The sequence below is a fragment of the Microlunatus flavus genome (genome assembly GCF_900110855.1).
Taxonomy (GTDB): domain Bacteria; phylum Actinomycetota; class Actinomycetes; order Propionibacteriales; family Propionibacteriaceae; genus Microlunatus; species Microlunatus flavus.
In genome coordinates, this window is the sequence record NZ_FOFA01000007.1 from 62,890 (window position 1) to 86,392 (window position 23,503).

21 protein-coding genes and 2 tRNA genes are annotated in these 23,503 nt (G+C 73.7%); 19 read left to right on the plus strand and 4 right to left on the minus strand.

Annotated elements, in window-relative coordinates:
* Positions 1-28: 28 nt before the first annotated feature.
* Positions 29-1,234, minus strand: a complete 1,206-nt coding sequence (locus BMY04_RS15475) for an MFS transporter (protein WP_232506434.1) — start codon at positions 1,232-1,234, stop codon at positions 29-31.
* Positions 1,235-1,549: 315 nt separating this feature from the next.
* On the opposite strand from BMY04_RS15475, the gene BMY04_RS15480 reads away from it, so the two are divergent.
* The 9 genes from BMY04_RS15480 (at position 1,550) to BMY04_RS15520 (ending at position 11,628) form a co-directional block, all read left to right on the plus strand.
* Positions 1,550-1,628: transfer RNA gene (locus BMY04_RS15480), tRNA-Gln, on the plus strand.
* Between the two features lie 55 nt (positions 1,629-1,683).
* Complete coding sequence (gene glmU / locus BMY04_RS15485) at positions 1,684-3,321, plus strand: bifunctional UDP-N-acetylglucosamine diphosphorylase/glucosamine-1-phosphate N-acetyltransferase GlmU (RefSeq protein ID WP_269766228.1); 1,638 nt, start codon at positions 1,684-1,686, stop codon at positions 3,319-3,321.
* Positions 3,318-4,295: a ribose-phosphate diphosphokinase gene (locus BMY04_RS15490; protein ID WP_091182835.1), complete on the plus strand. Its 978-nt coding sequence runs from the start codon at positions 3,318-3,320 to the stop codon at positions 4,293-4,295. Before glmU ends, BMY04_RS15490 begins: the two co-directional genes overlap by 4 nt.
* Positions 4,296-4,526: 231 nt before the next feature.
* Positions 4,527-5,213, plus strand: a complete 687-nt coding sequence (locus tag BMY04_RS15495) for a 50S ribosomal protein L25/general stress protein Ctc (RefSeq protein ID WP_091182838.1) — start codon at positions 4,527-4,529, stop codon at positions 5,211-5,213.
* Between the two features lie 34 nt (positions 5,214-5,247).
* Complete coding sequence (pth, locus tag BMY04_RS15500) at positions 5,248-5,817, plus strand: aminoacyl-tRNA hydrolase (protein ID WP_332452332.1); 570 nt, start codon at positions 5,248-5,250, stop codon at positions 5,815-5,817.
* Between the two features lie 273 nt (positions 5,818-6,090).
* Entirely contained in the window at positions 6,091-9,696 is a 3,606-nt protein-coding gene (gene mfd / locus BMY04_RS15505; RefSeq protein WP_232506435.1) for a transcription-repair coupling factor, read from the plus strand.
* Positions 9,697-9,924: 228 nt separating this feature from the next.
* On the plus strand, positions 9,925-10,488 hold the full coding sequence (locus tag BMY04_RS15510) for a SurA N-terminal domain-containing protein (RefSeq protein WP_091182843.1): 564 nt from the start codon (positions 9,925-9,927) through the stop codon (positions 10,486-10,488).
* A gap of 53 nt (positions 10,489-10,541) precedes the next feature.
* A complete protein-coding gene (locus tag BMY04_RS15515) occupies positions 10,542-11,171 on the plus strand; it encodes a nucleoside triphosphate pyrophosphohydrolase (RefSeq protein WP_091182846.1) in 630 nt (209 codons plus the stop codon).
* A 94-nt stretch (positions 11,172-11,265) separates the two neighbouring features.
* Positions 11,266-11,628, plus strand: coding sequence for a hypothetical protein (locus BMY04_RS15520; RefSeq protein ID WP_091182849.1), 363 nt, complete (start codon positions 11,266-11,268; stop codon positions 11,626-11,628).
* A gap of 7 nt (positions 11,629-11,635) precedes the next feature.
* On the opposite strand, the gene BMY04_RS15525 is transcribed toward BMY04_RS15520, so the two are convergent.
* Entirely contained in the window at positions 11,636-12,661 is a 1,026-nt protein-coding gene (locus BMY04_RS15525; RefSeq protein WP_091182852.1) for an aldo/keto reductase, read from the minus strand.
* Between the two features lie 30 nt (positions 12,662-12,691).
* On the minus strand, positions 12,692-13,534 hold the full coding sequence (locus BMY04_RS15530) for an SDR family NAD(P)-dependent oxidoreductase (RefSeq protein ID WP_091182855.1): 843 nt from the start codon (positions 13,532-13,534) through the stop codon (positions 12,692-12,694).
* Between the two features lie 136 nt (positions 13,535-13,670).
* Between BMY04_RS15530 and BMY04_RS22855 the strand changes: the two genes are divergently transcribed.
* From BMY04_RS22855 to BMY04_RS15540, 3 genes are all read left to right on the plus strand, one after another.
* Positions 13,671-13,844 (plus strand): hypothetical protein, encoded by a 174-nt coding sequence (locus BMY04_RS22855; protein ID WP_170854174.1) that lies wholly within the window; start codon positions 13,671-13,673, stop codon positions 13,842-13,844.
* A 179-nt stretch (positions 13,845-14,023) separates the two neighbouring features.
* Positions 14,024-15,304, plus strand: coding sequence for a phosphopyruvate hydratase (gene eno, locus BMY04_RS15535; RefSeq protein ID WP_091182859.1), 1,281 nt, complete (start codon positions 14,024-14,026; stop codon positions 15,302-15,304).
* 266 nt (positions 15,305-15,570) lie between these two features.
* The gene (locus BMY04_RS15540) at positions 15,571-16,059 is read left to right on the plus strand and encodes an FtsB family cell division protein (RefSeq protein WP_139209889.1); all 489 of its coding nucleotides are present in this window, start codon (positions 15,571-15,573) and stop codon (positions 16,057-16,059) included.
* A 149-nt stretch (positions 16,060-16,208) separates the two neighbouring features.
* On the opposite strand, the gene rbsK is transcribed toward BMY04_RS15540, so the two are convergent.
* On the minus strand, positions 16,209-17,171 hold the full coding sequence (rbsK, locus tag BMY04_RS15545) for a ribokinase (RefSeq protein WP_091182867.1): 963 nt from the start codon (positions 17,169-17,171) through the stop codon (positions 16,209-16,211).
* 155 nt (positions 17,172-17,326) lie between these two features.
* On the opposite strand from rbsK, the gene BMY04_RS15550 reads away from it, so the two are divergent.
* The 7 genes from BMY04_RS15550 (at position 17,327) to BMY04_RS15580 (ending at position 23,496) form a co-directional block, all read left to right on the plus strand.
* Entirely contained in the window at positions 17,327-18,640 is a 1,314-nt protein-coding gene (locus tag BMY04_RS15550; protein ID WP_170854175.1) for an MFS transporter, read from the plus strand.
* Between the two features lie 4 nt (positions 18,641-18,644).
* Positions 18,645-19,217, plus strand: a complete 573-nt coding sequence (locus BMY04_RS15555) for a DUF501 domain-containing protein (RefSeq protein WP_091182874.1) — start codon at positions 18,645-18,647, stop codon at positions 19,215-19,217.
* The gene (locus BMY04_RS15560; RefSeq protein ID WP_091182878.1) at positions 19,214-20,164 is read left to right on the plus strand and encodes a Ppx/GppA phosphatase family protein; all 951 of its coding nucleotides are present in this window, start codon (positions 19,214-19,216) and stop codon (positions 20,162-20,164) included. Before BMY04_RS15555 ends, BMY04_RS15560 begins: the two co-directional genes overlap by 4 nt.
* A 331-nt stretch (positions 20,165-20,495) precedes the next feature.
* Positions 20,496-21,011 (plus strand): glycine cleavage system transcriptional repressor, encoded by a 516-nt coding sequence (locus BMY04_RS15565; protein ID WP_091182880.1) that lies wholly within the window; start codon positions 20,496-20,498, stop codon positions 21,009-21,011.
* Positions 21,008-21,565 (plus strand): peptide deformylase, encoded by a 558-nt coding sequence (gene def / locus BMY04_RS15570; RefSeq protein WP_232506436.1) that lies wholly within the window; start codon positions 21,008-21,010, stop codon positions 21,563-21,565. Before BMY04_RS15565 ends, def begins: the two co-directional genes overlap by 4 nt.
* Positions 21,566-21,709: 144 nt before the next feature.
* Positions 21,710-23,368, plus strand: coding sequence for a metallophosphoesterase family protein (locus tag BMY04_RS15575; protein ID WP_091182884.1), 1,659 nt, complete (start codon positions 21,710-21,712; stop codon positions 23,366-23,368).
* A gap of 55 nt (positions 23,369-23,423) precedes the next feature.
* Positions 23,424-23,496: transfer RNA gene (locus tag BMY04_RS15580), tRNA-Leu, on the plus strand.
* Positions 23,497-23,503 lie beyond the last annotated feature (7 nt).

The window sequence follows — 23,503 nt, forward strand, 5'->3', positions numbered from 1 at the left end:
ACACCTGCCCGTGGAGGTGCAGGCCCGCTCAGGCGAGGTCGCGGTCCTCGCGCGGTATCGTGGCCGCGAGGGCGACGATCCCGGCGCAGAGCACGGCCGGGACCGCCATCGCGTGGTGGATCCCGAGGTGGCGCACGAGGAAGCCGACCACCGCCGGACCGGCGAGGAAGGACGCGTAGCCGAAGGTCACCACGACCGCGAGCACCCGCCCGCCGCCGAGGTGGCCGGCGACCGCGTACACCTGCGGGGCGATCATGCCCACGCCGAGGCCGACCAGCGCCCATCCCGCGACGAGCAGCGGGAGCGGGCTCACGAGGGTCACGGTGAGGTAGCCCAGCGCGGCGCAGGCCCCGCCGAAGCGCACCACGGCCCGGCGCCCGAAACGCGTCACGAGGCGGTCGCCGAGGAGGCGGATGACGACCATGAAGCCGCTCACCGCGACCAGGCCGACGGCGCCTGTCGTGGTGTCGACGCGGGCCACGTCGGTCACGTGGATCGACGACCAGTCGACCGCGGTGCCCTCCGAGAGGCCGAAGGCCAGGGCCATGATCCCGAGCACGTACGCCGCCCGCGGCACCCGCGTGCGGGCGCCGTCGGAGGAACGGTGCACGACCGGCGCGGCGACCGGGGCGATGCGGGCGAGGACCACCAGCACGACCGCACCCACGACGACGAGGGTCAGCAGCAGCGGCGTGACGACCGCGCCGCCGCTCAGCCCGAACCCGGCCGCCAGGCCGAGCACGGCGGCCGCGCCGAGGAGGTTCCCGATCGAGAAGAAGGCGTGGAACGAGCTCATCACCGGCCCGCGCCGGGCGACCTCGACCTGGACCCCGATGGCGTTCATCGACACGTCCATCGCCCCGTTGCCGAGGCCGAGCAGCACCGCGCCCGCGACGGCGACCGGGTAGGTCGGCGCGAGGGCCAGCACCGCGGCGGTCAGCAGCAGCAGCGGCAGGGCGACGAGGGTGATGCGCCGGGCGCCCACCGCGTCCGACAGCCGTCCGCCGACCTGCATCGAGGTGATGCCGGCGATGCCGGCCGCGAAGAGCATCAGCGCGACCTGGCCGTCGCCGATGGCGAGCTTGTCGCGCAGCGAGGGGAGGCTGCCGCCCCACCCGCCGAGGACGAGGCCGTTCACCGCGAACATCAGCGTCACCGCCCCGCGGGCGCGGGCGCCGGCGAGCGGGGAGGGGGTCCGGGTGGTCGGGGACAGGGGTGCCACGGAGGCGGTCACGAGCAGGCTCCTTCTAAAACGTTCTAGTCGAGAGCGTACGGGTGCGCAGGGCGCGGGGCAAGCGGCGCGCGTAGCTCCTGCAACGTGGCCGGGACGCTCCCTGGTCCGTCCGGGGGCCGCGAAGAAGTCGGCGGTCCAGCCCTTCGCCGGCGCCGACCCGGTCCGGCCCTTCGACAGGCCGAGGGGCCTCCGGCCCGCGATCGGTCGGCGTCCGTGGCCGCCCGCTCGGCATGACGTGGCGCGCGCTCCTGCGTACGCTGGTCCGGGCCGGTCCCCGGTCGGTCTCGTGACGACCAGGGCACCTCGATGTGGCGATCCCCGGTTGGTCTGCCGGCAGGGCCCGCCTGACTTTGAATCAGGACTAGCGACGTAGGTTCGACTCCTACCCGGGGAGCAGGTGCCGGCGCCTCGAGGCGCCGGTGCGCGCGAGCGACAGACAGGACGTACGTGTGAGCAGTGCTGCGCCGACGGGGCAGCAGACCCCGGTCCTCGAGGGTGGTCCCGTCTCCGCGGTGGTCGTCCTCGCCGCGGGCGAGGGCAAGCGGATGCGGTCGTCGAGGTCCAAGCTGCTGCACGAGATCGCCGGGCACTCGATGCTCAGCTACGCCCTCGACGCGGCCACCGCCCTGGAGCCCGAGCACATCGTGGTCGTCGTCGGCCACCTGCGCGAGCAGGTCGAGGCGCACCTGGCCGAGATCGCGCCGCACGCGACCACGGTCGTGCAGACCGAGCAGCGCGGGACGGGGCACGCTGTCCAGGTCGCGCTCGAGGCGCTGCCCGAGCTGCGCGGCGACGTCCTGGTCACCTACGGCGACGTGCCGATGCTCACCGCGGAGACGCTCGCCGCCCTCGTCGCGGGCCACCGCACCGCGGGCACGGCGGTCTCGGTGCTGACGGCCCACGTCGACGACCCCACGGGCTACGGCCGCATCGTCCGCGGCGCCGGCGACGAGGTCCTCGGCATCGTCGAGGACCGCGACGCGAGCGAGGCGCAGCGGACGATCCACGAGATCAACTCCGGCATCTACGTCTTCGAGCCCGAGGCCCTGCGCGAGGGGCTCGCGCGGCTCCGTCCGACCAACGACCAGGGCGAGCTCTACCTGACCGACGTGCTCGGGTTCGCGCGCGAGGCCGGGCGGGCCGTCGGCGCGTACGCGATCGAGGACCGCTGGCAGACCGAGGGCGTCAACGACCGCGTGCAGCTGGCGCGGATGAACGCCGAGGTCAACCGCCGCACGCTCGAGCGCTGGATGCGCGCGGGTGTCACCGTCGTCGACCCGGCCAGCACCTGGGTTCACGCGTCTGTGGACCTCGCCGAGGACGTCACGCTGCTGCCCGGCACCTCGCTGGAGGGCGCGACCTCGGTCGCCGCGGGCGCCACGATCGGCCCGGACACCACGCTCGTCGACGTCGAGGTCGGCGAGGGCGCCTCGGTCGTGCGGACCCACGGCTCGCTAGCCGTCATCGGCGCCGGGGCGAGCGTCGGACCCTTCGCCTACCTCCGCCCCGGCACGGTGCTGGGGGAGCGCGGCAAGATCGGCACGTTCGTCGAGACCAAGAACGCACGGATCGGCGACCGCGCCAAGGTCCCGCACCTGACGTACGCCGGCGACGTCGAGATCGGCGAGGACGCCAACATCGGCGCCGGCGTGATCTTCGCCAACTACGACGGCGTCACCAAGTCCTCCTCGCGCGTGGGACGGGCCAGCTTCGTTGGCAGCGACTCCACGGTCGTGGCCCCCGTGACCGTGGCCGACGGCGCGTACGTCGGCGCCGGCTCCACCGTGACCGGCGACGTCGGGCCGGGCGAGCTGGCCGTGAGCCGTGCCCGGCAGCGCAACGTCCCCGGCTGGGTCGCCCGCAAGCGTTCCGGCAGCAAGACCGCCGCCGCGGCCGAGGAGGCCCTCGCCGCCGCGGGGCCTGCCGACCGCGCCCCGGGGGCCGACGGGCCGGTCGACCCGCCCGAGGTCGAGCAGCACGTCGTCCCGGCCCCCCTCAGCGACCAGGAGGTCGTCGGGGTCGACCCCCCGACCAGCACGCCCAGCACCAGCACGCCCAGCAGCACCGACAGCGAGAGGGAGTCGTGACCGGCTTCAAGCGGCCGAACGTCAAGCACCTGATGCTCTTCTCGGGGCGCGCGTACCCCGAGCTGGCCGACGAGGTGTCCCGCATCCTCGACGTCGACATCGTGCCGACGCGCGCGATCAGCTACGCCAACTCCGAGATCTACGTCCGGTTCGAGGAGTCGGTGCGCGGCAGCGACGCGTTCGTCCTGCAGAGCCACGCGGCGCCGGTCAACGAGTGGCTGATGGAGCAGCTGATCATGGTCGACGCGCTCAAGCGCGCTTCGGCCAAGCGGATCACCGTGGTCGCGCCCTTCTACCCGTACGCGCGCCAGGACAAGAAGCACCGCGGCCGCGAGCCGATCTCGGCGCGGCTGATCGCCGACATGTTCAAGACCGCGGGCGCCAACCGGCTGATGTCGGTCGACCTGCACGCGGCGCAGATCCAGGGCTTCTTCGACGGTCCCGTCGACCACCTGTGGTCGCTGCCGGTGCTCGCCGACTACGTCGAGAGCAAGTACGACAAGTCGGAGATGACGGTGGTCTCGCCCGACGCCGGCCGCGTCCGGCTCGCCGACATGTGGAGCGACCGGCTGAACGTCCCGCTCGCGATCATCCACAAGCGGCGCGACCCCGACGTCGCGAACACCGTCGCCGTCCACGAGGTCGTCGGCGAGGTCGAGGGCCGGGTCTGCCTGCTCGTCGACGACATGATCGACACGGCCGGCACCATCTGCCAGGCCGCCGAGGCCCTCGTCTCGCGCGGCGCGAAGAAGGTCATCGCCGCCGCGACCCACCCCGTGCTGTCCGGCCCGGCCCCGGAGCGGCTCACGGCGTCGGCGTTCGAGGAGGTCATCGTGACCAACACGCTGCCCATCCCCGAGGAGCGCCGACTCGACAAGCTGACCGTGCTCTCCATCGCCCCGCTGATCGCCCGGGCGATCCGCGAGGTGTTCGAGGACGGTTCCGTGACGAGCCTGTTCGACGGGCAGAGCTGACATCGGCCCCGCCCGGGCACGGGAGCCGGCGGGTGCTGCCGGCGGACGGATTCGGGCGTACGCGCGCCGTCGGCTAGGCTCTCCCGGTTGCCTCGGCGAGGGTCGCTGACCGTGATCGACAGGGCACCGGTTCTGCAAGGGCCGGCCTGCGGTCGCACGCTGCTCCACGTCGGTGGCGACACCCGAGCTCCATCCCCACCGTTCGTCGCATACCGCAAGGAGTAGGTCCTAGTGCCCGAGGTCACGATCGTCGCCGAGGCGCGCACCGAGTTCGGCAAGGGTGCCGCCCGCCGGATCCGTCGTGCCGACAAGATCCCCGCCGTCCTTTACGGGCACGGCACCGATCCGGTCCACATCACGCTGCCGGGTCACGAGACCCTGCTGGCGCTGCGCACGGCCAACGCGCTTCTGTCCATCCAGCTCGACGGTTCGTCGCAGCTCGCCCTGCCCAAGCAGGTCCAGCGCGACCCGATCAAGCGCACCATCGAGCACGTCGACCTCGTCATCGTGCGTCGCGGCGAGAAGGTCACCGTCGACGTCGCGGTCGTCGTCGAGGGCGAGGCCGCTCCCGACACGCTGGTCGACGTCGTCGCCAACTCCGTGCCGCTCGAGGCCGAGGCCACGCACATCCCGACGCAGATCGTCGTGTCGATCGAGGGCGCCCAGGTCGGCACCCAGATCACCGCCGCCGACCTGCAGCTGCCGGAGGGGGCGTCCCTGTCCGGGCTCGACCCCGAGACGCTGGTCATCAACATCACCGCGGCGCCGACGGCGGCCGACATCGAGGCCGAGCTCGCCGAGGCCGAGGCAGAGGTCGGCATCGAGCCGACGCTGGCCGAGGGCACCGAGGCCGAGGGCGAGGCCTCCGAGCAGCCCGAGTCCTCCGACGAGGACTCCGAGGGCGCGGCGAACGCCTGACCGGCGTCCACCCGCGACACCCATGCTCTGGCTGGTGGTCGGGCTCGGAAACCCGGGCCCGACCTACGCCGGTCACCGCCACAACGTCGGCTTCATGGTCGTCGACGAGCTGGCGCGCCGGGGCGGTGCGCGCTTCGCCGCCGCGAAGGGCATCCGTGCCGAGACGGCCGACGTCCGCGTCGGTCCGCCCGGCGCGGACCAGCAGCGGCTCGTGCTGGCGAAGTCGCGCACGTACATGAACGAGACGGGCGGCCCGGTCTCCGGACTGCTCTCGTACTACAAGATCGAGCCGTCGGCGATGATCGTCATCCACGACGAGCTCGACATCGACCCCACCCAGCTGCGGGTCAAGCTCGGCGGCGGCGACAACGGCCACAACGGCCTCAAGTCGATCCGCCGCTCGATCGGCACGGGCGACTTCTACCGCGTCCGGATCGGCGTCGGGCGTCCGCCCGGGCGCCAGGACCCGGCCGACTTCCTGCTCAGCAACTTCGCCTCCTCGGCGCGCACGGACGTCGAGATCGAGGTCCAGCGCGCAGCCGACGCCGTCGAGCACCTCGTCGAGCAGGGCCTCGAGCGCACGCAGAGCACCTTCAACTCCTGATCGGCTCCAGCGTGTCCGGCCGGCTCGCTCCGCTTCGCCTGCGGATCGGGCTCTGGCCCGATGCCTTCCTCCCTCCCGGGCAGGACGAAGAACGTGTCCTGCCTGCCCGGTCGTCTCGGCACCGGCGCCCGAGCCGCGCGCCGGGTCCCGAGCCCCTCGACGCTCGCTGAGCCTGACGAAGGGCCGTCGCTCCCACAGGGTGGGCCCCAGGGGCCTCTCGGCGACGGCAGCCGCGCCCGTGGCGCGGTTGAGGGCCTCGGTACAGTCTGACCAGTGAGTCTGGCTGGCCTGGTGCGCCTGTTCTGCACCGATCCCACCGTCGCCGAGACCGTCGGTGACGCGCGTTCACGCACGCGCCCGGCCCTCGACCTGACGGCGCCTCCGGCGATGCGGCCCCTGATCGCCGCCGCCCTCACGGCGGCGCGCGACCTCGGTGGTGCCGACCGGACCGTCCTGCTCGTCACCTCGACCTACCGCGAGGCCGAGGACCTGACCGCCGCGTGCCAGTCGCTGCTCGGGACCGACGCGGTGGCCTACTACCCGGCCTGGGAGACGCTGCCGCACGAGCGGCTGAGCCCGCGCTCGGACACGGTCGGCCGCCGGCTGGCGGTGCTGCGCCGGCTGTCCGGGACCGACGAGCTGCCGCCGCCGCGGATCGTCGTCGCCCCGGTCCGCAGCATCCTGCAGCCGCAGGTCAAGGGCCTCGCCGACCTCAAGCCCGTACGCCTCGTCACCGGTCAGGACTTCGACACCACCGAGCTGGCGCAGGCGCTGGTCGGGGCGGCGTACAACCGGGTCGACCTGGTGGAGCGCCGCGGGGAGTTCGCGATGCGCGGCGGGATCGTCGACGTCTTCCCCCCGACCGAGGAGCACCCGGTCCGTATCGACTTCTTCGGCGACACCGTCGAGGACATCCGCTACTTCACGGTCGCCGACCAGCGCTCGACCGACGTCGTGATCCCCGAGGTCGTGGCGTCGCCCTGCCGCGAGCTGCTGCTCACCGACGACGTGCGGCAGCGCGCCTTCGCGCTGTCCCAGGAGCACCCCGAGCTGATCGAGATGCTCGACAAGATCGCCCAGGGCCACGCGGTCGACGGCATGGAGGCGCTGTCGCCGGTCCTCGTCGACGGGATGGAGCTGCTCGTCGAGCTGGTGCCCGAGGGCACGCAGGTGCTCGTCTGCGACCCCGAGCTCGTCCGCGGACGCGCCATCGACCTCGTGCGGACCAGCGAGGAGTTCCTGCACGCGTCCTGGGCCGCGGCCGCTGGCGGCGGGCAGGCCCCGATCGACCTGGGCGAGTCGTCGTACCGGCCGCTCTCGGAGGTCCGCTCGACCGCGCTCGGGCGCGGGCTGTCGTGGTGGACGCTGTCGCCGTTCAGCGCCGGGCCCGGTGAGTCCGCGGTGGGTTCGACGGGGCCGCTGCGCACCGAGGACGGCGAGGTCGTCGACCTCAGCTCCGTCGCCCGGGAGGCGGGCGTCGTCAGCCGCACCATCGCCGGCCACCCGGTGGAGGCGTACCGGGGTGACACCGACGCCGCGCTGCACGAGGTCACCGCACGCCTCAAGGACGGCTGGCGCGTGCTGCTCATGGCCGAGGGCAAGGGCATCTCCGACCGGCTCGCCGAGGTCCTCACGGGCGCCGACCTGCCCGTGCGCCGCCTCGAGGAGCTCGACGACGAGCCGGTCCCGGGCATCGCCACCGTCGTGTGCGGCGAGCTCGCCCACGGCTTCGTCGCCGACGAGGTCTCGCTCCTCGTGCTCACCGCGCGCGACCTCTCCGGGCAGCGCCAGGCGGCCGACAAGTCGAGCCGCAAGATGCCGGCCCGGCGCAAGCAGACGATCGACCCGCTCGAGCTCAGCGCCGGCGACGCCGTCGTGCACGCCCAGCACGGCGTCGGCCGCTACGTCGAGATGGTGCAGCGCAGCGTCGGCAAGGACTCGGTGCGCGAGTACCTCGTCATCGAGTACGCGCCGTCCAAGCGCGGCCAGCCGGGCGACCGGCTCTACGTCCCGATGGACGCGCTCGACCAGGTCACCCGCTACGTCGGCGGCGAGAACCCGACGCTGGACAAGATGGGCGGCGGCGACTGGGCCAAGCGCAAGACGCGAGCCCGCAAGGCGGTCCGGGAGATCGCCGGCGAGCTGATCAAGCTCTACGCCGCCCGGCAGGCCACCCAGGGCCACGCCTTCGGCCCGGACACCGCCTGGCAGCGCGAGCTCGAGGACGCGTTCGGGTTCGTCGAGACCCCCGACCAGCTCGCCGCGGTCGAGGAGACCAAGCGCGACATGGAGCAGGTCGTGCCGATGGACCGCCTGATCTGCGGCGACGTCGGCTACGGCAAGACCGAGATCGCGGTGCGCGCGGCGTTCAAGGCGGTGCAGGACGGCAAGCAGGTCGCCGTGCTCGTGCCGACCACGCTGCTCGTGCAGCAGCACCACTCGACGTTCGCCGACCGCTACTCCGGCTTCCCCGTCAACGTCGCCCCGATCAGCCGCTTCCAGTCCAACGCCGAGGTCAAGAAGACGATCGAGGGCGTCGCCGAGGGCAAGGTCGACGTCGTCATCGGCACCCACCGCCTGCTCGGCGGGGAGATCAAGTTCAAGGACCTCGGGCTGGTGATCATCGACGAGGAGCAGCGCTTCGGCGTCGAGCACAAGGAGCAGCTCAAGCGTCTGCGCACCAGCGTCGACGTGCTCGCCATGTCGGCCACGCCGATCCCGCGCACCCTCGAGATGGCCATCACCGGCATCCGTGAGATGAGCACGATCGCCACCCCGCCGGAGGAGCGCCACCCGGTGCTGACCTTCGCCGGCCCGTACGACGAGGCGCAGGTCACCGCGGCCGTCCGGCGCGAGCTGAGCCGCGAGGGCCAGGTGTTCTTCGTGCACAACCGGGTGCAGAGCATCGACAAGACCGCGGCGCGGATCAACGAGCTCGTCCCCGAGGCGCGCGTCGTCACCGCGCACGGCCAGATGGGCGAGCAGCGCCTCGAGCAGGTCATGGTCGACTTCTGGGAGCGCCGCGCGGACGTGCTGGTCTGCACGACGATCGTCGAGGCGGGCCTCGACATCAACACCGCGAACACCCTGATCGTCGACCGTTCCGACCAGCTCGGGCTCTCCCAGCTCCACCAGATCCGCGGGCGCGTGGGCCGCGGTCGCGAGCGCGGCTACGCCTACTTCTTCTACCCCCCGGAGAAGCCGCTGACCCAGACGGCGTACGACCGCCTGGCGACGATCGCCGCGCACACCGACCTCGGCGCGGGCATGGCCGTGGCCATGAAGGACCTCGAGATCCGCGGTGCCGGCAACATGCTGGGCGGGGAGCAGTCCGGGCACATCGCCGACGTCGGCTTCGACCTCTACATCCGGCTGGTGGGAGAGGCGGTCGCCGAGTACCGCGGCGACGACACCGAGCCCGAGCCCGAGATGCGGATCGAGCTGCCGATCGACGCGCACCTGCCGACCGACTACGTCGAGTCGGAACGGTTGCGGCTCGAGATGTACAAGCGCCTGGCCGAGGTGAAGAGCGAGGCCGACGTCAAGGCGATCGAGGCCGAGCTGCACGACCGCTACGGCACCCCGCCGCGGCCCTCGCTGAACCTGCTCGAGGTCGCACGGTTCCGCCTGCTCGCCCGCGAGGCCGGCATCGCCGAGGTGGTGTCGCAGGGCAACTACATCCGCTTCGCCCCCGCTGACCTGCCGGAGTCGAAGCAGCTGCGGCTCAAGCGCCTCTACCCGCGCAGCGTCGTCAAGACCGCGGCCCAGCACATCCTCGTCCCGCGCCCCCTCGCCGCCTCTATCGGCGGCCCCGCGGTGCAGGACCTGGAGCTGCTGGCCTGGTGCGCCAAGGTCGTCCGCGAGATCTTCCTGGCCTGACCACCCCGCCCGCTCGCCGAGTCGGCGTCCGGCGTCCGGCGTCGTGCATTTCACGTTGTCGTGAAATGCACGCGCTGAGCCAGACCTGCTGGGCAGGTCAAGCACGAGGAAGCTCGGACCAGCGGGCGCAAGGCGCCCGCCCGGCTCCCTGGGCGCGGGCGGGGTGCGGGCTAGGATCGCGGAGGCCCGGCGTCGAGCCGGGTCGGCACGGACGACTCGGAAGGCCCCATGCGCTCCTCGGCTGCACCGCACCGCCGACCTCGACGGCACCGCATCCTCGCGGCGGCGGCGCTCTCGCTGGCCGTCCTCGGCACCGGCGCGGGCTGCGCGAACGCCAACCCGGCGGTCGCCGCGTACGTCGACGGCACCGCGATCACGCAGACGCAGCTGGACGCCGCAGTCGCCGGAGTCGAGAAGACGGTGCAGGAGGGCCAGCAGGTCTCGCCGCAGGCGGTCCTCGACGCCATGGTCCACGGCGTCATCGCGGAGAAGATCGCGGCCAAGAACGGCATCACCGTGACCGACGCCGACCGCGACGCCGCGCTCAAGGGGTCGAACCTCGAGCCGCTGCTGCCGTTCCCGGCGGCCAAGGAGGTCGCGTACGACATCGCCGACCAGCAGATCGTGGCGCAGAAGGTCGGCTCGCAGCCCTACCTCGAGCAGGTGGCGCAGCAGAAGGTGACGGTCAACCCGCGGTTCGGGGTGCTCGACGAGCAGCAGAAGCTGGTCAACGGCGACCAGTCGGGCTCGCTCGCGCGCCCGTCCAGCCCGAGCCCCACCCCGACGCCCTGACCGCGACGACCGCCCGGGAGGGCGGGAGCGAGGTCGACCGCCTCGTCGCGGTCATGCACCGGCTCCGGGCCGACTGCCCCTGGGACGCGCAGCAGACCCACACCTCCCTGGTGCCCTACCTCGTCGAGGAGGCCACCGAGGTCGTCGAGGCCATCGAGGTGGGGACCCCCGCCGACCTGCGCGAGGAGCTGGGCGACCTGCTGCTGCAGGTGGTCTTCCACAGCGAGCTGGCGGCGGAGGAGGGCGCCTTCGACGTCGAGGACGTCGCCGCCGGCATCGCCGACAAGCTGGTCGCACGGCACCCGCACGTCTTCCCGTACACCCCCGAGGGGGGCGACCCCCTCGCACCCTCGGAGCAGCGGGTGGACAGCGTCCCGACCGACCTGCACGCGACCTGGGAGCAGCGCAAGGCGGTCGAGAAGAACCGTGCGTCCGCGCTCGACGGCATCCCCGAGCAGCTCTCAGCGCTCGCCCGCGGGGCCAAGATCCTGTCCCGCGCGCGCTCCCGCGGGGTCGCCCTCGAACCGCCGGCCGAGGTCGAGCCGATCACCGACGAGGAGCTCGGCGAGTCGCTGCTCGCCCTGGTCCGTCGCGCGCAGGCGTCGGGCCTCGACGCCGAGCAGTCGGCCCGGGCCGCCGTACGCCGGCTCGAGCAGCAGGTGCGCGAGGCCGAGTCCCGCTGAAGCGACCGCCGAAGCTGCTCGGCGAGCGCCCGGACCCCCGGTTCGACCCTGGTGGTCCTGTCCCGGCGGACTGCTCGAGGGTTAGCCTCGCTGTGTGAGCGAGCCCACACGCGCGACCCCCGAGCTCAGACGCGACGCCGCTGCGGCCCTGGGCGCGCGCCGTGACCTCGGACCGGACTACGAGGACGCGGTCGCGGCGAGCCTGGCCGACCGCGTCGAGGAGCTCGTCGCCCAGCGCACGGCGGAGGTGAGGCCGTCGTCGCAGGACCGGCAGCACGACCGCGAGGAGGAGAAGGCGACGGGGGACGGCCGCTTCGTCATCGCCCTGGCGTCGCTGGGCGCCGGGATCCCGATCACCGGGATCGTGCACGACTCGGTCGTGACGACCGCCATCGCCTGGGCCGGGATCGTCGGGATCAACGTGGCCGCCGCCCTGCGCGGGCGGCGGCCCCGCTGACCTCCGCTCAGCCCTCGAGGTTGCGGTTGCGCTGCCCGACGCCGAGCTCGCCGTACGGGTAGTCGGCCGCGTGCAGGTCGCTCGCCTCGTCGAGGGACGCCGTCTCGTCCGCGGTCAGGTGCAGACCCGCGGCCTTGAGGTTGGTCTCGAGCTGCTGCGTGGTCCGGGCGCCGAGGATCGTCGAGGTGACGCTCGGGCGGTCGGTGACCCAGGACAGGGCGACCTCGGCCATCGAGATGCCGCGGTCCTCGGCGACCTTCTGCACGGCGTCGATGGTGTTCCAGGTGCGCTCGGTGCCGCGCCGGTCCCAGGCCTCCATCCCGCGGTTGATGTTGTCGCCCAGGCGGGTGGCCCCGGTCGGGCGCTCGTCACGCTTGTACTTGCCCGACAGCCAGCCGCCGCCGAGCGGGCTCCAGGGGAGCAGGCCCATCCCGGCGTCGAGGGCGGCGGGCACGATCTCCCACTCGATCTCGCGCACCACCAGGCTGTACTGCGGCTGCAGCGTGACGGGCTCGTTCAGGCCGAGCGCCCGGGCGACGTGGACGGCCTTGGTCAGCTGCCAGCCGGTGAAGTTCGACAGGCCGTAGTAGCCGATCTTGCCCTCGCGGACGAAGCCGTCGAGCGTACGGAGCGTCTCCTCCAGCGGGGTCCAGGCGTCGAAGGCGTGCACCTGGTAGAGGTCGACGTGGTCGAGGCCGAGCCGGGTGAGGGAGGCGTCGAGCGCCCGGGTGAGCTGACGGCGCGAGAGGCCCGACGCGTTCGGCCCGTCGCCCATCGGGAAGCGGCCCTTGGTCGCGAGCACGACACGGTCGGTGACGTCGGCGGGGCGGTCGGCGAACCAGCGCCCGATGATCTCCTCGGAGACGCCGCGGGTGTAGACGTTCGCCGTGTCGACGAACGTCCCGCCGGCCTCGAGGAACCGGTCGAGCTGCTCGTGCGAGCCGGCCTCGTCGGTCTCGTTGCCGAAGGTCATCGTGCCGAGGCACAGGGTGGAGACGGCGCATCCGCTGCGCCCGAGAGTGCGGTATTCCATGACCCGATCCTTACCCGCGCGCCCGCGCCGTCACGCGCCGGCCTCGTCGGTCCCCTCGGACGCGCTGTCGCCGCGCGGCTTGGCGGCGACCCGGTGCAGCAGGGCCTTGACCTTGTCGGGCAGCACGGCCGCGGCCAGGGCGGTCGCCTTGGTCCCGGGTGAGGACGCGGCGACCTTGGCCTTGCCGGCCATCAGCGCCTCGTAGCCCTGGCGGGCGACGGCGGCCGGTTCGTCCTTGGGACCGGCGCCCATGGCGGTGTCCTCCATGCCGGCCCGTGCGAAGAAGGCGGTGTCGGTCGGGCCGGGCATCAGCGAGGTGATCGTCACCTCGGTCTCGGCCAGCTCGGTCTGCAGGGCCTCGGCGAACGACTGCACGAAGGACTTCGACGCGTTGTAGACGCTCTGGAACGGGCCCGGCATGGTCGAGGCGATCGACGAGGTGATCAGCAGCCGGCCGGCGTTGGCCAGCACCATGTCGTCCAGCACGAGCTTGGTCAGGTGCACGGTGCCGAGCACGTTCAGGCGGATCACGTCGAGCTCGTCGTCCAGGGCGTTGTCGACGAACGCGCCGCCCCGCCCGATCCCGGCGTTCAGGGCGGCCACGGCCAGCGGGCGTCCGTGCGCGACGGTCGCGGCGTAGAGCGACTCGACGCCGGTGCCCGTCCGCAGGTCGGCCACGAACGTCGTCACCTCGGCGCCGAGCGCGCGGAGCTCGTCGGCCACGGCCTCCACGCCCGCGTCCTCGGCGGTGACGAGCAGGTCGTGGCCGTGGCCCGCGAGCTGCCGGGCCAGCTCGAGGCCGATCCCGCTGGAGGCGCCGGTGACGAGGGCGAACGGGCGGTCGGCGGGCGTGGTGGAGGAGGTGTCGCTCATGCTGCGCCGTTACCCCGGCGGGGCCCGCCCGAACTCCTGCCACCGGATCCACCTCCGGGGTGGTCGAGCGTGCAGAAGCTCGCCGCAGCGCCCGTGGGAGACTCGTCGCACGTCCCCGAGAATCCCAGGAGGTGGGGTGCAGGTCCCGGTCCTGCCGCTGGTCGTCGGCGGCGTCGCCCTCACCTTCCTGTTCGCCGTGCTGGGCTGGTGGGTCGCCTCCCGCGTCGAGCGCCGTCGCCGGATCGAGCGGCGCAACGCCGAGACCAACCGGCGCTGGGAGCAGCAGGGCGGCGCGCGCCCGCCGCACTGACGACCGTGCCCGCTCGGAGCCCCCGCCAGCCGCGTACGGCCGTGGGCGCGACCGTCTCAGCCGCCCGGCGAACCGCCCGTGGTGCTGCCGGGGTCTCGAAGCCCTGCGCCGCTAGGGTGTGGAGGACACCAGGTCGTCCCCGTGGTTGACGCGCGGGCGCAAGCGAGAGGCAGCAGTTCGTGGCGAGTATCGAGTTCATCGGGGCGCGCGAGATCCTCGACTCCCGGGGCAACCCGACGGTCGAGGTCGAGGTCATCCTCGACGACGCGTCCGAGGGCCGGGCGGCGGTGCCGTCGGGTGCTTCGACCGGTGCGTTCGAGGCGGTGGAGCTCCGTGACGGCGGCTCCCGCTACGGCGGCAAGGGCGTGACCAAGGCCGTCCTCGGCGTCGTCGACCAGCTCGGTCCCGAGCTCATCGGCTTCGAGGCCAGCGAGCAGCGTCTCATCGACCAGGCGATGATCGACCTCGACGGCACCGACAACAAGGGCTCGATCGGCGCGAACGCCATCCTCGGCGTCTCGCTCGCCGTCGCCCACGCGGCCGCGAACTCCGCGGACCTGCCGCTCTACCGCTACGTCGGCGGTCCGAACGCCCACGTCCTGCCCGTGCCGATGATGAACATCGTCAACGGCGGCTCGCACGCCGACTCCGACGTGGACATCCAGGAGTTCATGATCGCGCCGATCGGCGCGGCCACGTTCAAGGAGGCGCTCGAGATGGGCGCCGGCGTCTACCACTCGCTCAAGTCCGTGCTCAAGAAGCAGGGCCTCTCGACCGGGCTCGGCGACGAGGGCGGCTTCGCGCCGAACCTGCCGGCCAACGTCGCGGCGCTCGAGCTGATCTCCACCGCCGTCGAGTCGACCGGGCTCACGCTCGGCACGGACATCGCGCTGGCGCTGGACGCCGCGAGCAGCGAGTTCTTCTCCGACGGCGCGTACCACTGGGAGGGCGGCACCAAGTCGGCCGACGAGATGACCGAGATCTACGCGCAGTGGGTGCGCGACTTCCCGATCGTCTCCCTCGAGGACCCGCTCGCCGAGGACGACTGGACCGGCTGGAGCGCCCTCATGGCCAGCATCGGCGACCAGGTGCAGGTGGTCGGCGACGACCTCTTCGTCACCAACGTCACCCGCCTGCAGCGCGGCATCACCGAGAAGGCCGCCTCCGCGCTGCTGGTCAAGGTCAACCAGATCGGCTCGCTGACCGAGACCCTCGACGCCGTCGACCTGGCGCACCGCAACGGCTTCCGCTGCATGATGAGCCACCGTTCCGGCGAGACCGAGGACACCACCATCGCCGACCTCGCCGTCGCCACCAACTGCGGCCAGATCAAGTCGGGCGCCCCGGCGCGCACCGACCGCGTCGCCAAGTACAACCAGCTGCTGCGCATCGAGGAGGACCTCGACGACGCGGCCCGCTACGCCGGCGCCTCCGCCTTCCCGCGCTTCACGGGCAAGTAGGGACGACCAGCACCGTGGCGCCGTCCGGACCTCGTCCGACCGCCCGGCCGGGCGCAGGTCCCGGCCGGGGCAAGCCGCGCGCCCGGACGGCGTCTCGCGACCGCGTCCTCCCGCCGACGGACCCGGCGACCGAGCCGACCGTCGCGCTCGACCCGGCCCCCGCGGAGGCCGGTGCCGGTCCGAGCGCGGGCTCGCGCTCGCGGAAGGCCTCGGCCGGGACGAAGAGGTCGGCGGCACCGCGTCCGGCGAGCCAGGCGACGGCGCGCGTGGCCGCGTCCGGTGCGGCCGTGCTGCACCGGGCCGTCCGCGCCAACCTGACGGCGCGTGCCCTGGCCCTGGTGGTCGTGGTGCTCGTGCTCGTCATCTCGTACGCGACCTCGCTGCGGATCTACTTCGCGCAGGCGCACGAGATCGCCACCACCAAGGCCGAGATCGCGCAGAGCCAGGCGAGCATCGCCGACCTGCAGAGCCAGATCACCCGCTGGAACGACCCCGCGTACGTGTCGGCGCAGGCCCGCGAGCGGCTCGGCTGGCTGGTGCCCGGCGAGACCGGCTACACCGTGGTCGGCGCCGACGGCAAGCCGCTCGGCGGCGGGCTGACGCTCGACTCCACGCCGACCGACGACCCGGGTCAGCCCCAGGCGATGTGGTGGGACCGCATGTGGGGCTCGGTCAAGGCGGCCGACAAGCCGGCGGTCAAGAAGGCCGACCCCGGCAAGCGCGCCCCGGTCACCCCGGACTCCAAGCCGAGATGAGATCCGTCGCGTCGGAAGCGCAGCCCCCGCCGGACCGGGCGCCGACGCGTTGAGGAGGAGCGGAAGACGACACGCTCGTCGTCGTCATCCGAGACGACGAGAGCGTCGGGTCAGAGCCCGGTCCGCGTCCAAGCGGAGCGACGACAGATCTATCTGCCCTTGAGGTACGCGTCCACCTCGGCGGCGGTCGGGATGCTCGACGTCGCGCCCGGCTTGGTCGTGGCCAGCGCACCCGCGGCGGCCGCCCGACGTAGCGCGACCGGCCAGGCCAGCCCGGCGGCGACCGCGGCCCCGAGGGCCCCGGCGAACGTGTCGCCGGCGGCCGTCGTGTCCACCGGCGTCACGCCGAAGGCGGGGATGTCGCTGGTGCCGCCCGGCCCGACCACGACGGTGCCTCGACCGCCACGGGTGACGACCACCTGGCGTACGCCCCGCTCGGAGAACCAGCGCGCCGCGCGTTCGGCGGAACGGACGTCGGTGACCCGGGTGCCGGTGAGCAGCTCCGCCTCGGTCTCGTTCGGGCAGGCGAGCCAGACGCCCTCCCAGATCTCGTCCGGCAGCGGGGCGGCAGGCGCAGGGTCGAGGACCAGCTTCAGGCCGAGCTCGGAGCAGGCGCGCGCGGTGGCCAGCGCCACCTCCAGCGGCGTCTCGAGCTGCAGCAGCACGACCGGCGAGGACGGGGCGAGCTCGCGCAGCGACTCCTCCACGCGGGCCGGCGTCAGCGCGCCGTTCGCCTCGGGAACGATCACGATGCTGTTCTCGCCGGTGCGGGCGTCGACCCGGATGTGGGCCACGCCGGTCGGGCCGTCCACCTCCTCGACCCAGTCGACGTCCACGCCGTCGGCGCGCAGGGCGTCGAGGGCGAGCGTGCCGAAGGTGTCGCGGCCGACGGCCCCGACCATGCTCGTCGTGGCGCCGGCGCGCGCTGCGGCGACGGCCTGGTTGGCGCCCTTGCCGCCCAGGCCGCTGGCGAACGAGCTGCCGGTCAGGGTCTCGCCGGGACGCGGCAGCGGGCTGGCGGCGACCGTGAGGTCGACGTTGATGCTGCCGACCACGACGACCGCGCCCGGACGGGTCGCCGCGCGACCCGCACCTCCTGTCGTGGCGATCATGGCCGCACTGTAGCGAGGACGGGGCTACGGTTTTCCCAGGTCGCGATGCGGCCACCGCAGGAAGGACGTCGACCGGCGACCAGCCGGCCGACCTCGCAGGGGGGGCACGAAGGTCCGCGCGTCGCTGCGCGGGCAGGACGGAGACGGCCCCGAGGGTGTCCGGCCAGACGAGGTCCGCGCGGCACGAGCGCCGTCCGGCGCGGCCGCGGCGCGCACTGCCACGCGCCCGGGACTCCGGGTGGTGGCTGTTCGGCTACGCCCACTCGCTCGTCGGCGACCAGATCTTCTACGTGGCGTTGACGTGGGCGGCGGTCATGATCATGCCGCCGGCGCAGGTCGGTCTCGTGCTTGTGCTCGGGTCGCTGCCCCGGGCCGTCGTGCTGCTGGCCGGTGGCGTCTTCGTCGACCGCATCGGCCCCAAGCGCGTCATCATCGTCTCCGACGTCCTGCGGACGCTGGTCATGGTGGCGGCCGCCGTCGTCCTCGGCGCCGGCTTCAACGGGACCGTGCTGATCGGGGCCCTGGCCGCCGTGTTCGGCGTCGTCGACGGGTTCTTCCTGCCGGCCGTCGGCGCCGCGCCCGCCTTCGTCGCCACCCTCGAGGGGCAGACGCGGCTGCAGGCGCTGCGCACCGTCGTCTACCGCGGCGCCCCCATGGTGGGCGCCCCGCTCGCCAGCCTGCTGCTCGTCGCGTACGGCACGTCGGTCGCCTTCGGCGTCGCGGCCTTCATGTTCGCCGCCTCGGTCGTCGCGCTCTCCCTGACCCGGATGGTCCGGCCGAGCAGCTCGGCCGTGCTCAGCGGGGCGGTGGAGCCCGAGCGCGGCGTCTTCGGCGAGATCCACGACGGGCTGCGCCTGGTCATCGTCGACCGGCGCCTCCTCGTCACCGTCACCGTGCTGGCGATCCTCGACTTCGGCTTCGCCGGCCCGATGACCGCGGGCGTGCCGCTGCTCGCCAACGAGCAGGGCTGGGGGCCGGGCGGGGTCGGCTGGGTGCTGGGCGGCTTCGGGGTCGGCGCGGTCTTGACGGCAGCGTTCCTCACCTGGCGGCGCCCGACGGCCCGGGCCGGCGTGGTCGCGGCGTTCGGGCTGACCCTGATGAGCATCGGGCTCGTCACGCTCGGTCTGCTGGAGCGCGACGTCTTCGGGAGCGGGTCCGGCGTCGTCCTCGCCGGTGCCTGCGGCGCGCTGGCCGGCGTCGGCACCGGGCTCTTCGGCACGCTGATCAACGCCTCGCTGGTCCTCTCGACGCCGGTCCAGCAGCTCGGCCGCGTGATGGCCCTGGCCGCCCTCGCCGGCTACCTGGGCGACCCGATCAGCTTCTCCCTGACGGGCATCGCCGCCCAGGGGCTGGGCGCCTCGAGCGCCTTCCTCTTCGGCGGTGGCCTCATCATGGTCGCCGTGGTCATCACCTGGGTCTCGCCCGCGATCCGAACGCTCACCCTCCCCGGCACGCCGCGGCAGGGCTGACGCCGTGCCCGACGAGACGGCGCCGGAGCTCGGCGCCGAGGACGCCGCGACGGTCGAGGCCCAGCTCGGCCGCCCGTCCCGCGGCGCCGTCGGCGTCGCCCACCGCTGCCCCTGCGGACGGCCGACGGTCGTGGCGACCCGGCCCCGGCTACCCGGCGGGACACCGTTCCCGACGACCTACTACCTGACCTGCCCCCGCGCGGCCTCCGCCTGCTCCACGCTCGAGTCGAACGGCGTCATGGCCGCCATGACGACCCGCCTGCACGCCGAGCCCGGGCTCGCGCCGGCGTACGCGGCCGCTCACGACGCCTACCTCGCCGACCGGCGCGCGATCGGCGAGCAGACCGGCGACGGCGACGTCGGAGAGATCGCCGGCGTCAGCGCCGGCGGCATGCCCGACCGGGTCAAGTGCCTGCACGCGCTGCTCGCGCACGCCCTCGCCGCCGGGCCCGGGGTCAACCCGCTCGGGGATGAGACGCTGGCGCTCGTGGGGGAGTGGTGGCACCGGCCGTGCCTGCCCGGAGCCACCGACCAGCAGGGCGAGGGTCAGCAGGGCGAGAGCGAGGGGGACGCGTGAGCGCGACGGTGGCGGCGGTCGACTGCGGCACGAACTCGATCCGCCTCCTGCTCGCCGACCCCGGACCCGGCCGGCCCGACGGGCCGGCGCTGACCGACCTGGACCGCCAGACCGAGATCGTCCGGCTCGGCCAGGGGGTCGACGCGACGGGGGAGTTCGCCCCCGAGGCGCTCGAGCGGACGTTCGCGGTGACGCGGCGCTACGCGGAGCGCGTCCGCGCCGCCGGCGTCCCGCCCGAGCGGACCCGGTTCGTGGCCACGTCCGCCTCCCGCGACGCGCGCAACCGCGAGGCCTTCTTCGCGGGCATCGAGGAGCTGCTCGGCGTCCGCCCCGACGTCATCTCCGGCGACGAGGAGGCCCGGCTCTCCTTCGCCGGGGCGCTCAGCCGCATCCGCCCCGACGCGGAGCCCGTGCTCGTCATGGACGTCGGCGGCGGTTCCACCGAGCTGATCGTCGGCGGCGCCGACGGAACGGTCGCCTCCGCGATCTCGCTCGACATCGGTTCGGTGCGCCTCACGGAACGGTTCCTGGGCGCCGGTCCGCCCACGCCGGCCGCCCTCGAGGCCGCCCGTGAGCACGTGGACGCGCTGCTCGACTCCTCCGGCGTCGACTTCGGCTCCGTCGGGACCTGGGTGGGCGTGGCCGGCACCGCCACCACGCTCGCCGGGGTGCACCTGCAGCTGGAGGCGTACGACCGCGAGGCCGTGCACGGCTCCACCATCCCGCTGCCCAAGCTGGACGAGCTCGCCTTCCTGCTCAGCCGGATGAACGTGGACCAGATCAAGGCCCTGCCCTCGATGCACCCCGGCCGCGCGGACGTCGTCACCGCCGGCGCCCTCATCGCCACCCGCGTGGCGGCCCGCCTCCACGTCGCCGACCTCGTGGTGAGTGAGTCCGACATCCTCGACGGCATCGCCCTCCAGCTCCTGCGCACCGGGGCCGCGTAACCCTCCGGTCGCCGAGGAGCCGGTCCCCCCGCACCCGGCGAGGGTGGCTGCCGCGCGACGATCCCGGCACGGCCGCGCCCGACGACGGCCACGGCCAGGGGTGTCCGAGGAGCTCAAGCAGCGCCGCGAGCCCGAAGGGCGGCCCCGTGAAGGGTGGTCCTCGTACGGCGGCGTCGAACGTGGATGGGTCTGGCGGGAGCACGGGCGCGGCCACGTGCTGCTGCGGGCGAGCACCCCGCGCCCGTGCGGATGGTTGTTCGACGCCGCCGTACGAGGACCACCCGGCGCTCGACCGAAGCACGAGAGGCCGAGCCACTGGCAGGATGAGCCCGTGAGCTCCCTGGCCGTGACCGTCGTCGGGCACGACCGCCCCGGCATCATCGCGGCGGCGGCCGACGCCCTTGCCGGCTGCGGGATGAACCTCGAGGACTCCTCGATGACCCTCCTGCGCGGGCACTTCGCCATGACGCTCGTCTGCGCGGGCGACGCGACGGTGGACGAGGTCCGCGCCGCGCTCGCCCCGCTCGCCTCCTCCGGCCTCGACGTCGCCGTCCGGGCCGTCGCCCCCGACCCGGACGTCCCCTCGACGACCGCGAACCACCTCGTCACGGTCTACGGGGCCGACCGCCTCGGCATCGTCGCGCGCCTGGTCGGCGTGGTCGCCGAGGCCGGCGCGAACGTGACGGACCTGACGACGCGGCTGTCCGGCGACCTGTACGTGCTGCTCGCCGAGGTCGCCCTGCCCGACGAGACGGACGCGGACGCCCTGCGCGACCGGCTGGCGGCCGTGGGGAACGACCTCGGCGTCGAGGTGACCCTGCGTCCGCTGGAGAACGACGAGCTGTGAGCTTCGAGCTGTCCACCCTGCCGACGGGCCGGGTGCGCGAGGTGGTGCGCGCGCCCGCGCACGTGCTCGCCACCCCGGGTCCGGACGTCGACCCGACCGACCCCGAGGTCCTGCAGCTCTGCGCCGACCTCGTCGCCACGATGCGGGTCTCGCCCGGCTGCGTCGGCCTGGCCGCCCCGCAGGTCGGCGTCTCGGCCCAGGCCTTCTGCGTCGACGTCACCGACCACCCCAAGACGCGCACCGCCCACGGGCTGGTCGTGCTCGTCAACGCGCGGGTCGTCGAGTCGAGCCGCAACGAACGGGCGCGTGAGGGCTGCATGTCCGTCCCCGACCTGACCGGCGACGTCAAGCGCGCTTCGCGGGTGACCGTACGGGGCCTGCTGCCGGGCAGCGGCGCGGAGACCGAGGTCGTCACCGACGCCTTCGAGGCCCGCGCGCTGCAGCACGAGATCGACCACTGCGCCGGGCTGCTGTTCCTCGACCGGGTCGCGGGCGCGCACGCCCTGCACGCCCGGCAGGTCTACCTCGACGCCCCCGCCGACCCCTCCGCCTGAGCCCCGACCCCCGCGAAACGCTGAACGACGACAGCGTTCCGGGCTCCCGGGCCGTCGTCCCTCAGCGGTTCGCAGAGGTGCCGGCGAACGTGCTCGTCTCACGGACGACCCACGGGCGTGACGTCGCCTCCGCACACTGGAGGGGTGCGTACGCGTCGGCTCGGCAGCGTGCTCGCGCGGCACGCCGCGCGGGTGCGCTCGCGACGCACGCTCCTCACCAGCCTCGCCCGTGCGGTCGCGGTCACGCTCGTCGCCGCCGTCCTCTCCCTGCCGCTCGCCGCGGCCTGGGGCGTCGGGCACGCGCGGGTCAGCGACTACCTCGGGCCCAACCGGGTCGACCTCGCCGCCGACTACAGCGGGGAGATCGAGATCGACCTGGGACCGCTCGGGCGGGCCTACCTGACCAGCCCCTACGCGCCCGTCGGCGTCCGCGCGACCGTCGGCGGGGTCGGGGAGTCGGGCTCGACGCTCGGGTCGCTGTTCTCGCAGGAGACGCTGTCCGCCTACACCGCGCTCTACACCGACCCGGAGGAGGCGGTCCGCGGCCTCGTGGAGCGGCTGGAGCGCGACGCGCTGCAGCGGACCGCGGTGGCGGAGGCGGTGCTGCTCGTCGGGTTCGCCGTGTGGCGGCTGCGCTCGGGCCTGCTCGCGCCCTGGGTGGTGCGTCGCGTCACCCGGCGCCGCACCCTCGCCGTCTACGTCACGGTCGTGGCCGTGCTGGTCGGCGGCGTCCTGGTGCCGACCCGGCCCGACGGCCCGCGCATCCCCGTGAACCTGCCCCTGCCGGACCGCACCCCGACCATCAGCGTCGACAGCGCCCTGCTCGCCGACCTGCTGGGCCGCACGGTCTCCGGGATCCGCATCCTCAGCGCTCGCCAGCAGGCGGCCGTCGGCGAGTGGGAGGACACCGCCACGCGGTCGCTCGCGGCGCAGCTCGACGAGCTGCCACGCCCACGCAGCGGCGAGACGATGGCGTACGGCTTCAGCGACCTGCACTGCAACCAGGCCACCACCGAGCTCATGAGCCGCCTCGTCGCGGTCACGAACCCGAGCGTGGTCCTCGACTCCGGCGACGACACGGTCAACGGGACCGCGGCCGAGCGGGGCTGCATCCGCCGTGAGCTCGGCATCGCCGGCGGCCGCCCGTTCGTCGTGGCGACGGGCAACCACGACTCGGACGTGACCGAGGCCCAGCTCCGCGCGGCCGGCGCCGAGGTGCTGGACGGCGCGGCCGTGCGGGTCGGGGGCCTGGAGGTGCTCGGGGACGACGACCCCGAGCGGCAGGTGCCGTTCAGCGTCGAGCGCACGCTCGACCGGCCCGAGGACGAGGCCCAGCTCGGCCAGCGGATGCTCCAGGTCGCGCGACCGCGGCCGGTGGACGCGATCCTCGTGCACCAGCCGACGGCGGCGGCGCCGCTGATGGAGGCGCCCGACCCGCCAGCCCGGCTCGTGCTGTGGGGGCACATGCACGCGCAGGTCGGGCCGACCGTGGTGACCCACGCCGACGGTTCCTGGACCGTCGGCATGCAGCAGGGCACCTCCGGCGGGGTGAAGCAGCCGACGCTGGCCTCGTTCAGCACGCCCTTCAGCCCGCCGCTGGTCCGCGCCGACTCCTACTTCTACTTCCGCGACGCGGCGACCGGGCTCGTCACCGGCGTGCAGCCGGTCCATCTGCAGCCCGACGGGCGCGTGGTCATCGACCGCCGCACCGACACCGGCGACCTGGCCGCGCTCCCGGACGAGACCCGCCGACGGCTCAGCGGCGCCAGCCCCTCGCCGACCCCGGACGAGAGCCGGCGCTGACGCGCGCCGGGCCCGTGCGGCACTAGGCTCGCGCGCAGCCCGGCGTCCGCGCCGAGCCCCCGTGGCCCAACGGCAGAGGCAGGCGGCTTAAACCCGCTGCGGTGCGGGTTCGAATCCCGCCGGGGGCACGCGTGC